General features: G+C 41.0%; 15 protein-coding genes. 12 read left to right on the forward strand and 3 right to left on the reverse strand.

Translation table 11 applies throughout. The features are described 5' to 3' along the window. Positions 1-55: 55 nt before the first annotated feature. Together nusA and rimP are read right to left on the reverse strand one after the other, a co-directional pair. A complete protein-coding gene (nusA, locus tag BDD43_RS29005) occupies positions 56-1,291 on the reverse strand; it encodes a transcription termination factor NusA (RefSeq protein WP_121201713.1) in 1,236 nt (411 codons plus the stop codon). Between the two features lie 4 nt (positions 1,292-1,295). Next, positions 1,296-1,766, reverse strand: coding sequence for a ribosome assembly cofactor RimP (rimP, locus tag BDD43_RS29010; RefSeq protein WP_121202157.1), 471 nt, complete (start codon positions 1,764-1,766; stop codon positions 1,296-1,298). A gap of 371 nt (positions 1,767-2,137) precedes the next feature. Between rimP and BDD43_RS29015 the strand changes: the two genes are divergently transcribed. After that, entirely contained in the window at positions 2,138-3,412 is a 1,275-nt protein-coding gene (locus BDD43_RS29015; RefSeq protein WP_121201714.1) for an ArnT family glycosyltransferase, read from the forward strand. A 137-nt stretch (positions 3,413-3,549) separates the two neighbouring features. Here BDD43_RS29015 and BDD43_RS29020 read toward each other — a convergent pair whose 3' ends face one another. Further along, complete coding sequence (locus BDD43_RS29020) at positions 3,550-4,431, reverse strand: IS982 family transposase (protein ID WP_121196630.1); 882 nt, start codon at positions 4,429-4,431, stop codon at positions 3,550-3,552. Positions 4,432-4,526: 95 nt separating this feature from the next. Here BDD43_RS29020 and BDD43_RS29025 point away from each other — a divergent pair, with 95 nt between their 5' ends. The 11 genes from BDD43_RS29025 (at position 4,527) to BDD43_RS29070 (ending at position 14,198) form a co-directional block, all read left to right on the forward strand. Further along, positions 4,527-4,718, forward strand: coding sequence for a UPF0175 family protein (locus BDD43_RS29025; RefSeq protein ID WP_121202158.1), 192 nt, complete (start codon positions 4,527-4,529; stop codon positions 4,716-4,718). A gap of 123 nt (positions 4,719-4,841) precedes the next feature. Further along, entirely contained in the window at positions 4,842-5,003 is a 162-nt protein-coding gene (locus BDD43_RS30320; RefSeq protein ID WP_162847194.1) for a hypothetical protein, read from the forward strand. Next, positions 4,987-5,466: a DUF6169 family protein gene (locus BDD43_RS29030; RefSeq protein ID WP_121201715.1), complete on the forward strand. Its 480-nt coding sequence runs from the start codon at positions 4,987-4,989 to the stop codon at positions 5,464-5,466. The genes BDD43_RS30320 and BDD43_RS29030 overlap by 17 nt, the downstream gene beginning before the upstream one ends. A 15-nt stretch (positions 5,467-5,481) precedes the next feature. Continuing rightward, entirely contained in the window at positions 5,482-6,414 is a 933-nt protein-coding gene (locus tag BDD43_RS29035; protein WP_121201716.1) for a 2-hydroxyacid dehydrogenase, read from the forward strand. Between the two features lie 235 nt (positions 6,415-6,649). Next, positions 6,650-7,123 (forward strand): transcription elongation factor GreA, encoded by a 474-nt coding sequence (gene greA, locus BDD43_RS29040; protein WP_121201717.1) that lies wholly within the window; start codon positions 6,650-6,652, stop codon positions 7,121-7,123. A 162-nt stretch (positions 7,124-7,285) separates the two neighbouring features. Next, positions 7,286-7,687: an HIT family protein gene (locus tag BDD43_RS29045; protein WP_121201718.1), complete on the forward strand. Its 402-nt coding sequence runs from the start codon at positions 7,286-7,288 to the stop codon at positions 7,685-7,687. Positions 7,688-7,894: 207 nt separating this feature from the next. Beyond that, entirely contained in the window at positions 7,895-9,139 is a 1,245-nt protein-coding gene (fabF, locus tag BDD43_RS29050; protein ID WP_121201719.1) for a beta-ketoacyl-ACP synthase II, read from the forward strand. 131 nt (positions 9,140-9,270) lie between these two features. Beyond that, positions 9,271-10,815, forward strand: coding sequence for an alpha-N-arabinofuranosidase (locus BDD43_RS29055; RefSeq protein ID WP_121201720.1), 1,545 nt, complete (start codon positions 9,271-9,273; stop codon positions 10,813-10,815). Between the two features lie 42 nt (positions 10,816-10,857). Beyond that, positions 10,858-12,003: an aldose epimerase family protein gene (locus BDD43_RS29060; protein ID WP_121201721.1), complete on the forward strand. Its 1,146-nt coding sequence runs from the start codon at positions 10,858-10,860 to the stop codon at positions 12,001-12,003. 189 nt (positions 12,004-12,192) lie between these two features. After that, positions 12,193-13,530, forward strand: a complete 1,338-nt coding sequence (locus tag BDD43_RS29065) for an amino acid permease (protein WP_121201722.1) — start codon at positions 12,193-12,195, stop codon at positions 13,528-13,530. A gap of 71 nt (positions 13,531-13,601) precedes the next feature. Next, entirely contained in the window at positions 13,602-14,198 is a 597-nt protein-coding gene (locus BDD43_RS29070) for a hypothetical protein (protein WP_121201723.1), read from the forward strand. Positions 14,199-14,201 lie beyond the last annotated feature (3 nt).

Below are 14,201 nucleotides of genomic sequence, written 5' to 3' on the forward strand. Positions count from 1 at the left end.
CCGTTCACTAATCTTCGTTGTGAACCTTAGCTCGTGATAGTTTCGTTATTTCTGCTTATTCAAATTCTGCCTGAAGAATAGAAAGTACATCTTTCACGGTTTCTTCTTCAAGGTCAGTACGTTTAACCAATTCGCCAACGCTTAAGGCCAGTATAGATTTTGCAGTGTCTAAACCAATACGTTTAAACTCGTCTAATATCCAGCCCTCAATTTCGTCGCTAAATTCTTCAATGTCCACATCCTCTTCATGCTCGTCGGCTTCACGGTAAACATCTATTTCATACCCTGTCAATTTACCTGCCAATTTAATATTATGGCCTCCACGACCGATAGCTAACGATACCTGGTCGGGTTTTAAGTACACTGCGGCTGTTTTTTTATCATCATCCAACTTAATAGATGTAATTTTTGCAGGCGATAATGCACGTTGTATATATAACTGGATATTATTTGTAAAATTAATTACATCGATATTTTCGTTCTTCAATTCGCGAACGATACCGTGTATACGTGATCCCTTCATACCTACGCAGGCACCAACCGGGTCGATACGATCGTCGTATGATTCCACTGCTACCTTAGCACGTTCGCCGGGCTCGCGAACAATTTTTTTAATGGTAATTAAGCCATCAAAAATTTCGGGAACTTCTAATTCAAACAAACGCTGTAAAAATTCGGGTGCTGTACGCGAGATGATAATTTTAGGGTTGCTATTCATCATATCAACTTTATTTACCACGGCACGCACGCTATCACCTTTTTTAAAGTAATCGGCAGGTATCTGTTCAGATTTTGGTAATAACAATTCGTTACCTTCATCATCCAATACCAAAGTTTCTTTTTTCCAAACCTGGTAAACTTCGCCCGTTATAATTTCGCCAACCCTGTCTTTATATTTTTTGTAGATCTCGTCTTTCTCCAGTTCTAAAATTTTCGATACCAGTGTTTGGCGGGCAGCTAAAATAGCGCGGCGGCCAAAACTCTCTAACGTAATCTGCTCAATGTATTCGTCGCCAACTTCCAAATCAGGGTCAAGGGTTTTAGCCTCGGCCAGTTCAATTTCAAGGTCGTCGTCTTCACTAAAGCCATCTTCCATAACAACGCGTGTGCGCCAAATTTCCAAGTCACCATTATCTGTATTCACAATAACGTCGCAATTTTCGTCGTTACCGTATTTTTTACGGATCATGCTCCTGAAAACGTCTTCCAGCACACTCATCATCGTTGGACGATCGATGTTTTTAAAATCCTTAAATTCCTGAAAGGAATCAATTAAATTAATATTGCTCATTGTACTATTTGAATGATATTAAAACTTTTGCTTCTGCAATCTGGCTCAAGGGAATGGTTGCTTCGGCTACCTCTGCTTTTCTTCCTTTTACCCCTGCTTTTATTATTTCGTCAATTACTATACTATCTTCGGTAACACTTAACAATTTGCCTTCTTTTTGAGCACCTTCGGTTGTTTTAACCGATAAGTCGCGGCCAATATTTTTTGCGTACTGCCTTACCAGCGTAAGCGGTGTATCAATACCAGGCGAAGATACTTCGAGGTTATAAGCCTCTTCTATCACGTTCTCCTCTTCAAGTTTAAAGCCAACATAGCGGCTTACTTTAGCGCAATCGCCAACCCCCAAACCCTCGTCGCCATCTATCAAAATTATCAGCTTATGGTTGGGCAGCATTTTAATATCTACCACAAAAACACCTGGTAATTCGGTTAGTTTTTCTTCAACCAGTTGGGCAACCCGCTTTTCAATATTCATATCAGCCATTTGATCGACAAAAAATAAAAGAGGGGACTATTGTCCCCTCTCCTGTATTCATTATTAATAATGCAAATATAGTGTTTTTTATTTGAATGTCAAGAGGTGAGGTGATTTGGAATTTCGGATGTTCGATTTAGGATTTGAGAACGGATGGCAGATTTTGATTTCGAATTTAAATGCTCTGATCTCTTTTGCATATTTAAAATGTTTATACTTATCTTTATTAGCATGACTACAATAGCACTACAGGTTGCAGATGCACCTGGGCAAAAACATAACGAAACCGTTTACACAACGGGTAAATTATTATTTTACCCAGCCGTATTGGCCCACTTCTGCCGTAGATTACTTTTAATATACGGCAGAAGTTGAAAAATCCCCTTATTTTAAAAAAGCTCATTCGTAATCCTTTCTTTATATTCTTACCATTTCTTTTTTACTACAGTTATCTAATTGTTAAAAGCAAATGGCCCAGCTTATACGGCGACGAGGTGCGTTATTATAATTTTGCAATAAACCTGATACACGGTTTCTACTCGCCGCCCGCTCCCCATATAAGTTTATGGAACGGCCCCGGCTTCCCCATTATACTAATGCCCTTTGTAGCGTTAACCATTTACCCGTTGTATATCACCTTAATGAACGCGCTATACTTTTATTTAGCCGTTGTGTTTTTATTTAAAGCGTTGAGGCTTATTGCCGATTATAAAACCGCCCTTATATTGAGTTTGCTGCTGGCTGTTTATCCCAATGCCTTATCAATGCTGCCAATTTTATATACCGAGGCTTTTACAAATTTGCTGGTATCGGCCCTGGTTTATACCGTTGCGCTTTATTACAATAAAGGCAATAAAAAGTATGGCATTATAGCGGGGTTAATTTTGGGCTACCTGGTGCTTACCAAAATTATTTTTGGCTATGTAGTAGTTATTTGCCTGGGTATATTTTTTATTAACCTACTGTTTAAAAAAAACAAAGCGTATTACTTTAAACCAATCAGGATATTGCTGATAGCCTTTGCCGTTACTGTGCCTTATTTGGCTTACACCTGGCAATTAACGGGCAAGCTTTTCTATTGGGGAAATTCGGGCGGGATGAGTTTGTATTGGATGAGCACACCTTATCCCCACGAATACGGCGATTGGAAAGTACCTTATTTAACCAACAAACAATACCCCACGCTATTTAAATCGGCCGAGGTGGTAACTATTTTAAAGAAGAACCACCAAAAAGATATTGCCGATGTTTTAAAACACAAAGACAATATTGAGCAAGACGAAGCTTACAAACAGCTTGCCATACAGAACATCAAAAATCACCCTCTTAAATTTATGGGCAACTGTATTGATAATTTTTCGCGGATGCTGTTTAACTTCCCTTACTCCTATTCCTTTCAGGATGATAGCATTTTGCGCGGTATTATAATTGGCTATACTATGGGCGTCGGTATTGGGCATTGGGTTAACCTGGCTCAATTGGCGCAAAATAACCTTTGCTGTAAAGTTTTTATTATTACTTACAGGGGTTTATCTTTTATTGAGCGATGTATTAAGTGCCTACCCGCGGCAATTGGACATTATAGTGCCCGTGTTACTTTTCTGGTTCGGCTTTTTAATTGCAAATACCAAAAAGCCAAGCTTTAAATTTAATGATGATGAAGGCTTGGATGATATTACTTTAACTGATTTAGAAGATTTGGGGGTGCATACGGCGAGGTGAAGGAATTTGTTGGGTTTACTTGTTATAGATTTAAAAATGTTAATTAACCCGTAGTGCATTATCAGACTAAATTTATTTTAATGTGATTCATGTTCCTTTTAAAGATAAATTTGTTGAGGTATTGAATGGTGGTCAGGGCAGTTATTTTACTTAACGTCCTTGTCTTAAACCCCTCAAAAGTTTTGGCATAATTTCTTCTGATCATAAACTGATCGCACAGTTGCGAAAATAGCGTTTCAATCCTTTTCCTTGATTTTTTGAATAGGTATGGATACGGTTTGAATTTCTTTTGATTGTTTCTCATCGGGGTTTCCAATCTAATGTTTACAGATTCAAAAAGATTGACCTGTACCTCTGCGGACAAATAGCCTTTGTCTCCAAGTAGCACGCAATCAGTCATTTGTTGTTGTATATCTTTCAGGTAATGTATGTCATGTACGGAAGCAGGGCTTAGGTCAAAGTTCTCAAAAACACCATCTACTGAACAAACTGCATGCAGTTTGTATCCATAATACCTCGAACTTTGCGCAGCACAAAAACCATGGTTTGGAAAAGCGTATTCCTGTTCTTTGCAGATTTTACTTCTTGCTGCACGGGCATTTTTACATACCTCTAAAGGCATTGAATCGACAATGAAACAGTCCTGGACAGCGTTCAGTTTCTGAACAAGCTTTTTTCTCACCTCATTTATGTGCGGGAACAATTTTCTTTTTCTCTTATTGTAAACACTTCGTTCGATCAAGATATCAAGCGGGGTACCTTTCAGGTTTCTAAATAACTGATATTCAGAATCTATTCCACAATATTCAGCGGTCAAATTTAACGTAATTAACTCTAAATCAGACAGTCTTGGCCTTACTGGTTTGTAATAAAAGTCCTCTTTTATTGACAGTTTCCTAAACTCTTCTAAAATAAAAGTGTAATTTTGAATCAAGTTGTTCATGTTTGTAATTGATTGTCAGTCAATACAATATACCATTTATTGGCGAAATGAACAACTTTCTTTATAATGCACTACGGGTTAATTATATTTATATCATGACTACAATGACACTACAGGTTCCCGATTCCCTTGAAAAAGAGCATCAGGAAACCGTGCGTTTTATTGCCGCCAAATTATACGAGGCGGGCAAACTGTCTTTTGGGCAAGCTGCCGAAATGTGTGACATGAGTAAATGGGACTTTCCCGCTGTACCGGCTCAATTTGATGTGAACTATATTTCAGTATAGTTATGACGATGTGATGGCTGATGTTGTAAGAATCGGCAGGTAGCGTTCAGTTCGCAATTGCCACATAACTATCAATTCTAAAAAAATCATTGCTGCTTTTTTGAATTTTATGTATTTTTGAATGTGGCTACTACAAAATCACATAAAACCAAGAACAAGCAGATTGAAGTTGCTGAAAATCCTTTCATCAAGCTGATTACTGATAAGGAGGAGATTTCGAAAGCTATTCAAGAGGGTAAACCGCTAAGTACCCTTAAAGGGATTCGCTTTGTTAAGCCTATATAAAATATACCCAGAGAAAGAAGGTTATAGGTTTACAACCACAAATGGTGATGAATATTATGCATATTTCACACCGTTCACCCTTCAAACGCCATATCACACAACTACAGACATCGTAAGTTTCGGTTTTGAATGCAAACGACGTAATGCTCAAACTAAACCATTATATGATGAATGCACGGCAAGAACCATCGTTCACATCATAAATAATTACTTTAAACTTAATGGTGACAATGCTTTACTTTATATATGTTTAAATAACGATGATTTTGCCCGGCACCGAAACTTAATTTTTGGCAAATGGTTTAACGAATTTGGACGTGGATACGAACGTCACAAATCTGACGCGATAACCGGTGAAATGAATTTTTATAGTTCCATTCTCATAAAAGAAGATAATCCGGAAAAAATCAAATTAATAGAGGCTTTTTATTTTACTATTAATTACTGGTTTCCCAATGAATAAATAATATACAAATCTGTGAAACAAAAAATACTAATTGTTGACGACTTGCACGTTGTTTTTATTGAGCGTGCCGAGGCTTTGGGCTACGAATGTAATTACCAGCCTCAATATACTTTAGAAGATACTTTAAAGGTACTGCCCGAGTACGAAGGTTTGATGGTTCGCTCCAAATTCCAGGTGAATAAGGCGGTGTTTGATGCAGCCGCCAAGCTCAAATTCATTTGCAGGGCCGGCGCCGGGATGGATAATATTGATGAGGATTACGCCAAACAAAAAGGCATCCACTTAATAAACGCGCCCGAAGGCAATATGGATGCCGTGGGCGAACATGCTATTGGGATGCTTTTGGCATTGATGAATAACCTTAACCACGCCGATGCCGAAGTGCGCAATGGTTTATGGAAACGGGAAGCTAACCGCGGCCACGAGTTAAAGGGCCGCATTGTTGGTATTATTGGCTATGGCTTTATGGGGCAAAGCTTCGCCAAAAGGCTACAGGGTTTTGGTGTTGAGGTTATAGCTTACGATAAATACAAAACTGGCTTTAGCGATAGGTACGCCCGCGAGGTAAGCATGGAAGAAATTGTGCGCCAAAGCGATGTACTAAGCTTCCATGTACCGCTGACCAGGGAAACGCAGTATATGTTTAATGACGAATTTCTGTTCCACTTCCGCAAGCCTATTTATCTCATCAATACCTCGCGTGGCAAGGTGGTGCAAACTAAAGCGGTTTTAAACGGCCTGCAGAGCGGAAAAATTTTAGGCGCTTGCTTGGACGTATTGGAAGTCGAAAAATTTCCGGCGCTGGGTGAGCAGGACTGGTATGCCGAATTGAAACAAAACGAGAAAGTGATTTTAACGCCGCATGTTGCGGGCTGGACCTTTGAATCGTACCGAAAGATAAGCGAGGTGATGGCTGATAAGTTAAAAGAATTAACCAATCAGTAACTGGTAGGTTATGTACTTGTTAAAAAATCTTAAAAAATAGCTATCCAAATTAAAAGATTTGGAATTGTAAACTTAATTCCATTATCTTCGTTTTATACTTAAACAAGACTATGTAGGCCGCGCCCATATAGTCTTGTTTGTTTTTAATAACCTTGGGATGTCCTTCTGATTATTAGGGAGGGCTATTTTTTTTAGGTATCGTTCAGTAATAAAATTATAATTTAATACGTGAGTTATGGCAGATGTAGCATACTACACCAAAGAAGGTTTAGAAAAATTAAAAGAAGAATTACAGTATTTAAAAACAACAGGCAGGCAAATCATATCAAACGCGATAGCCGAAGCCCGCGATAAGGGCGACTTGAGTGAAAACGCCGAGTACGATGCGGCTAAGGATGCACAAGGGCACCACGAAGCTAAAATTTCGAAACTGGAAGAGGCGATGAGCAACGCACGCCTTTTGGACGACTCTAAATTAGACCTCACAAAAGTATTAGCACTTTCTAAGGTAAAGATCAAGAACCTTAAAAACGGTGCTACCATGACCTACCAATTGGTATCGGAAAGTGAGGCCGACCTCAAATCGGGTAAAATATCTACCGCGTCGCCTATTGCCAAAGGTTTATTGGGCAAAAAGGTTGGCCAAACCATTGAGATAACCGTACCTGCCGGTAAAATAGAATTTGAAATACTTGAAATTAGCAGGTAGTATTACAATGATTGAATGATTGAATGACTGAATGATTGAGTGTTTTAATTGCGGTTATTACAAGTTATTTTAATTTATTCAATCACTGTTATTTTGAACCATTTATTCACTCACCTTATTCAATCACTCAGTCATTCAATCCTTCAATCATTATAAACTCCCATGCCAAGCATTTTCTCCAGAATAGTAGCCGGCGAGATACCCGCCCACGTTGTTGCCGAAACCGTTGAGTTTTTAGCTTTTTTAGATATTGCCCCTTTGGCTGTTGGCCACGTACTGGTAATACCTAAAAAAGAGGTTGATTATATTTTTGATCTTGACGACGAAACTTATACCGGCTTGCACATTTTTGCCAAAATAGTTGCCGCCGGAATTAGAAAAGCTATCCCCTGCCAGCGCATTGGTGTTACCGTTATTGGCCTGGAAGTACCACATGCCCACATACACCTCATACCCATTAACCATGTTGATGATATGAATTTTTCGAAACCAAAACTAAAACTTAGCAGCGAAGAACTGGCCGATATTGCTGCTAATATAAAAGCAGCCCTGCGTACCGTTTAAGGCTAATTCGCGCTGTGGCGCATTGTATCTGTCAGCAATATGGTTTTAATAAGCCCGCCTTTTTATTGCTTTTGCTATAGTGGGTGAGCCCAGTGTAATCCCCTGCGCTCTACAAAACTCATTTGCGGCACATTTCATCACAAAAATAAAATCAAAATATTGCAATCTGTATAGATTAATACATTTGCATTATCAAAATACACCATAATGTTAAAAAGAGTAGTTATTACAGGTATTGGCGCGTTAACCCCGCTGGGCAACAACGTTGCCGATTTTTGGGACGGTATACTGGCAGGCAAAAGCGGCGCAGGTACAATTACGCGGTTTGATGCTTCCTTATTTCGTACACAGGTAGCCTGCGAGCTTAAAAATTACAGTTCGGCAAACCATTTAGACAGGGCGGATATTAAACGTATCGACCTTTTTACACAATATGCCCTGGTAGCATCCGACGAGGCTATTAAAGATTCGGGCTTTGAATTTGATAAAATGAGCCCCTTTGATGTGGGTGTAATATGGGGAACCGGGCAGGGCGGCATGGAAACTTTTGAAGAACAGGTTACCGAATATGCACAAGGTAACGGTAGCCCAAGGTTTAGTCCGTTTTTTATACCGAAACTGTTACCTAACATGGCTTCGGGGATGATTTCTATTCGTCATGGCTATATGGGTATCAATTACACAGCTATATCGGCCTGCGCCACATCCAACACGGCTATTATGGATGCCTTTAACTACATCCGTTTAGGCAAGGCCAAAATAATAGTAAGTGGCGGTTCCGAGGCACCGGTAACACCTGCTTCGGTAGGTGGCTTTTCGGCCATGAAAGCCATGACGGGGCGTAATAACGACCCGCAAACAGCGTCGCGCCCGTTTGATGTGCATCGCGATGGTTTTGTAATGGGCGAAGGCGCGGCGGCTTTGGTACTTGAAGAATATGAACATGCCGTAAAACGCGGTGCCAAAATTTATGGCGAAATTGGCGGTGCCGCCATGACGGCCGATGCCTACCACATGACATCAACCCACCCCGAAGGCCTTGGCGCATTACAAGCCATGAAGTTTGCCCTGGAAGAAGCTGGTTTAACTATTAACGATGTTGACTATTTAAATGCTCACGCCACATCAACATCTGTTGGCGACCCATCTGAAATAAAAGCGATTACTGCATTAACAGGAACGGGCAAAAACGATTTATTCATCAGCGCAACCAAATCTATGACGGGGCATCTGCTGGGTGCAGCCGGAGCAATTGAGGCTGTAATTTGTTTGTTAAGTATGCGCGATAGTGTGATACCTGCAACCATTAACACTACCGAACTGGATGCCGCCATACCCGATAATATGAATATTGTGTTGGGCGAGGCCATTCAACACCCGGTTAAGGCAGCATTGAGCAATACTTTTGGTTTTGGCGGGCACAACGGCATTGTGGTTTTTAAAGCAATTTAAGTGTTTATAATGTAATTGGTTTTTTTATTGAAAATAATTAATTGTAAAATCGACGTTTATTTAAAATCTTTATACCTTTAGATTATTGAAGGCCACCAGTACTTCAATTATAAACCAATTATCATTAATCTATGAAAAGAACTTTTTCACTCATTGTTTTAGGTACTTTGCTTGTAAGTAACAGCTACGGGCAGGCCAAAGCCGACCTTACCGTTACCGGAGGCGATTCTAAATTAACCATTAGCCGCAATATTTACGGCCAATTTTCGGAACATTTGGGCCGTTGTATTTACGGCGGCTTTTGGGTTGACCCCAAATTGCCGGTTGCCAAACAAAACCGCATACGGCTTGATATTGTTGAGGCACTTAAAAAAATACATATCCCAAACCTGCGCTGGCCAGGCGGTTGCTTTGCCGACGAGTACCATTGGCGAGATGGTATTGGCCCATCTGCACAAAGGCCTAAAATGGTTAACACCAACTGGGGCGGCGTAACCGAAGATAACAGCTTTGGCACGCACGAATTTTTAGAGCTTTGCAGTTTGCTTAAATGCGAGCCTTATATAACGGGTAATGTTGGCTCGGGCACGGTGGATGAAATGTCTAAATGGGTGGAATACCTTAATTTTGACGGTGAAAGCCCAACTACTGCCCTACGTAAACAAAACGGACACCCTGCGCCATTTAAAGTTAGCTTTTGGGGCGTTGGCAACGAAAGCTGGGGCTGCGGCGGTAACATGACTGCCGAATATTACAGCGACCAATTTAAGCGCTATGCATCCTTCGCTAAAAATTATCCTGGTACGCCGCTTAAAAAAATTGCCACCGGCCCAAGCGATGGCGATTACCATTGGATGGAAACCTGCATGAAAAACATAGGTACACGCATGTGGGGCATATCGTTGCATAATTACACCATTCCAACGGGTAGTTGGTCTAAAAAAGGTTCGGCAACCAGTTTTACTAATGCGGAGTATTTCAACACCATGAAAAACTGCTTGCGTATGGATGAGTATGTAACCAAGCACTCGGCCATTATGGACAAGTATGATCCTGAAAAAAAGGTAGCCCTCGTTGTTGACGAATGGGGTATATGGACGGATGTTGAACCCGGCACAAACCCTGGCTTTTTATATCAGCAAAACAGCTTGCGCGATGCTTTAGTGGCGGCAACAACGCTCAATATTTTCAACAACCACTGCGATCGGGTAAAAATGGCTAACCTTGCGCAAACTGTTAATGTTTTGCAGGCGTTAATATTAACCGACAACGAAAAAATGCTGCTTACGCCAACCTACCATGTGTTTGATTTGTACAAGGTTCATCAGGATGCTACCTATTTGCCCATCGAGCTCAAATCTCCCGATTTGGAGAATGGCAGCGATAAAATACCGGCCATTAACGTATCAGCGTCAATCGATTCAAACAAGGTTATCCATATTTCTCTCGTTAACCTCGATCCCGAAAAAAAGATCAGCATCCGCACTGGTTTAAAGGGGCTTAACTGGAGTGGCGTTACGGGGCAAATATTAACTTCGGAAAAATTAACCGATGTAAATACTTTTCAAAAACCCAACAAACTTAAAATTGAAACCTTTACAGGCGCATCAAAACAAGGCGACCAGTTAGTGGCCGATTTGCCCGCGCATTCGGTTGTGGTACTAACCTTAAAATAAACGTATAAAAGCATCCAAACATAAATTAAAACCTATAACAGAATGAAAAAAAGAATAATTTTGAGTCGCTTATTATTGGGTTCGCTCGTAATAGGCACAATTTTAACATCGTGTATGCAAAACAAAACTAAAGATGCCCCAAAGGCGGGTATCACTAAAGAAGCATGGGACAAGGTTGATAGCCAAGCTGTTGATCTGTACACGCTTACCAACAAAAACGGAGTTGAGGTAAAAATATCCAACTACGGTGGCAAAGTAACATCGTGGGTAACACCCGATAAAAGCGGTAAAATGGGCAACATAGTTTTAGGTTTTAACCATGCCAACAGCTATACTAAAGATGTACCTTATTTTGGTGCCTTAATTGGCCGTTACGGCAACCGTATTGCCTTAGGTAAATTTACTATTGATGGTAAAGAATATACTTTGGCTACCAACAACGGTAAAAACGCATTGCACGGCGGCAACAAAGGTTTTGATAAAGTAATTTGGACAGCCGAACCGATTAGCGATACCGTACCGGCACTAACCCTAACCTATCTAAGTAAAGATGGCGAAGAAGGTTACCCAGGCAACCTTAAGGTAACTGTAAAATACACCTTAACCGATGCCGGCGAATTGAAGATAGATTATACCGCTACTACAGATAAGGCAACTCCTATTAACCTTACTAACCACACTTACTTTAACCTTAGTGGCGACCACACCAATACCATTTTAGACGAAACCATCCAGATCAATGCCGATCGTTATACGCCTGTTAACTCGGAGCTTATCCCAACCGGTAAGTTAGAGCCCGTTAAAGGCACTCCGTTTGATTTTACCAAGCCCGAAAAAATTGGCTCGCGCATTAACCAGGTACCCGGTACACCGGTTGGTTACGACCATAACTTTGTTTTAAACAACAGCGATACCACATTGCACCAGGCGGCCATTTTATACGATGCTGCCAGTGGCCGCCAGTTAGAGGTTTTAACCACGCAACCTGCTATCCAATTTTACACAGGTAACTTTTTAGATGGCAAACTAATTGCCGATGACGGTAAACCCATTAACCAACACACTGCCCTGTGTTTAGAAACCCAACATTACCCCGATTCGCCTAACCAACCGGCGTTCCCTAACACGGTACTTAAACCGGGCGAAACTTTTCATAGCACAACAATATACAAGGTATCAGTAAAATAATACCCTCATAACATTTACAAAAAGGTGTATCTCTTAACCGGGGATGCACCTTTTTAGTTTAAAAAAACTGATTGCTTAATTGTAATGGCTTATACCCCTACAAATACCCTGTTAATGGTATTCAATGCTTTACTTTGTTAATAAAATGCTTTAATCTTATATCGCTAAAGCAGAATTTAATCAATTAAAATGTCGGCAAAAAAATTAGGTATTTGGAGCAGCACATCGCTGGTAGTTGGCAACATGATAGGGGCCGGAGTATTTTTAATGCCGGCGGCTTTGGCTTCATTTGGCAGTGTAAGTTTATTAGGTTGGGTATTTTCGGCAATAGGCTCGTTTTTTTTGGCAAAAGTATTTGGCAATTTAAGCGCGCTATTACCCCAAAGCACAGGCGGCCCCTATGCCTATACACGCCACGGCCTGGGTAATTTTGCAGGCTTTTTAGTGGCCTGGGGTTATTGGATAGCCGTTGCATGTGCCAATGCGGCCATCACCATATCGTTTGTGGGTGCTTTAAGCACTTTCTTCCCGGTGTTGGCATCAAGCGCGTTGGCTGCAGTTATTACCGGTTTATGCTCCATTTGGTTTTTAACCTGGCTCAACACCCGCGGCATCACGGCATCGGGCAATATGCAGGTTATCACCACAGTTTTAAAGCTGCTACCCTTATTTGTTATAGCCATAGGTGGTTTATTTTTTATCAGGATACAAAATTTTCATCCCTTTAATACTTCGGGCGGCAGTGTTTTCGGCGCAATTACGGCCACGGCCAGCATTACTATGTTTTCGTTTGTAGGTATAGAGTGTGCTACTATTCCCGCCGCCAGCGTTAACAACCCGGGCAAAACTATAGGCCGTGCCACTATGCTTGGTTTACTCATTGCAACTTTGGTTTATATATTAGGCAGCGTAAGTATTATGGGTATCATCCCGGCAACGGTACTGCAACACTCGGTAACGCCCTATGCCGATGCGGCGGTTATTATGTTTGGCAGCAACGCACGTTACTATACCAGCGCGGGTGTAGCCATAGCAGCCTTTGGCGCACTAAACGGATGGACACTGATACAGGGGCAGGTGCCGTTTGCTATCGCGAAAGATAAACTGTTCCCGCCCATATTTGGTAAGCTCAACAAAAAAGGAGTGCCCTACGCGGGGATGCTCATCAGCAGCAGCATGGTATCCCTCTTCATGACTATGAATTACTCGAGGGGCCTGGTTGAGCAGTTTAAATTTTTATTGCTGTTATCCACTTTAAGTGTTTTAATACCTTATCTTTTCTCGGCGGCGGCGTATGTTATTATCCGGTGCCGGCAAAAGCAGTTGCATCAAGGTAGCCTGGTATCGGCCATAGCGCTGGGTGCGGGTGCATTTACGTATTCGTTATGGGCTATTGCAGGCGCTGGCCAAAGCGCAGTTTACTGGGGATTTATACTTTTAATGGCAGGCATACCGTTATACGTTTGGATAGTTAACAGCCGCAAAGGTGATAAGGAAGGCAACAGCAATGATTTAAACAATGGTTGAATATTAAAAATTTGATTTATACAAATTATATTTAAATTTAGTTGCCAGCCGTTAATATTGGTTTATAAAAATTGAAAAAGGGTTTAGTTATTTTTTTGTGCTTATTGGGGTTTGTACTTCGTGTTGCGGGGCAACCCAAACCGGCTGTTAGCGGGCAGTTAGCTGCCTTTAGAGATCTGTTAGCTACTATTAACGCAACCTTTACAATACCCGATAAATTTAGCGAAATTAAGCCTCCCGCAAACGAACGCCTCCCGTTTCAATACGGTTTAAAACTCCAGGATGATGATTGCGAAATATGGTTCCAGGTAAACTACAGCCGCGCGGATTGGCAGCGGTACGATGCAAATAAACAATTACCAAATCCTGATTCGTTATACACAAAAACAGCTAACGACGAAGCCCTGCTCATGTCGGGCTCTAACGATTACATTACGAGGACGATGCCACCCTATATTTTAGATCGGTATAACGCCGATGCCGGGCGCTCATACCTTTTAAATTTAGTTGCCTTACCTGCAACAAAAAACTATCAGTACGCACTGTTAATAGTATTGCACAAAAACCATTATGGCAATATTTTAATAGCCTGCTTAACCAACGAGAAAGGGCCATCTTTTTTCCGTAACATCAACAAACTTAAAGACAGTTTCAGGTTTAACGACTAATAC

The organism is Mucilaginibacter gracilis (assembly GCF_003633615.1).
In the GTDB taxonomy this organism is placed as follows: Bacteria; Bacteroidota; Bacteroidia; order Sphingobacteriales; family Sphingobacteriaceae; genus Mucilaginibacter; species Mucilaginibacter gracilis.

Bases quoted from the DNA above. Each gene is read 5' to 3' on its own strand.
- nusA (WP_121201713.1), bottom strand. From the start codon at position 1,291: ATGAGCAATATTAATTTAATTGATTCCTTTCAGGAATTTAAGGATTTT.
- rimP (WP_121202157.1), bottom strand. From the start codon at position 1,766: ATGAATATTGAAAAGCGGGTTGCCCAACTGGTTGAAGAAAAACTAACC.
- BDD43_RS29020 (WP_121196630.1), bottom strand. From the start codon at position 4,431: ATGAACAACTTGATTCAAAATTACACTTTTATTTTAGAAGAGTTTAGG.
- BDD43_RS29025 (WP_121202158.1), top strand. From the start codon at position 4,527: ATGACTACAATGACACTACAGGTTCCCGATTCCCTTGAAAAAGAGCAT.
- greA (WP_121201717.1), top strand. From the start codon at position 6,650: ATGGCAGATGTAGCATACTACACCAAAGAAGGTTTAGAAAAATTAAAA.
- BDD43_RS29045 (WP_121201718.1), top strand. From the start codon at position 7,286: ATGCCAAGCATTTTCTCCAGAATAGTAGCCGGCGAGATACCCGCCCAC.
- fabF (WP_121201719.1), top strand. From the start codon at position 7,895: ATGTTAAAAAGAGTAGTTATTACAGGTATTGGCGCGTTAACCCCGCTG.
- BDD43_RS29055 (WP_121201720.1), top strand. From the start codon at position 9,271: ATGAAAAGAACTTTTTCACTCATTGTTTTAGGTACTTTGCTTGTAAGT.
- BDD43_RS29060 (WP_121201721.1), top strand. From the start codon at position 10,858: ATGAAAAAAAGAATAATTTTGAGTCGCTTATTATTGGGTTCGCTCGTA.
- BDD43_RS29065 (WP_121201722.1), top strand. From the start codon at position 12,193: ATGTCGGCAAAAAAATTAGGTATTTGGAGCAGCACATCGCTGGTAGTT.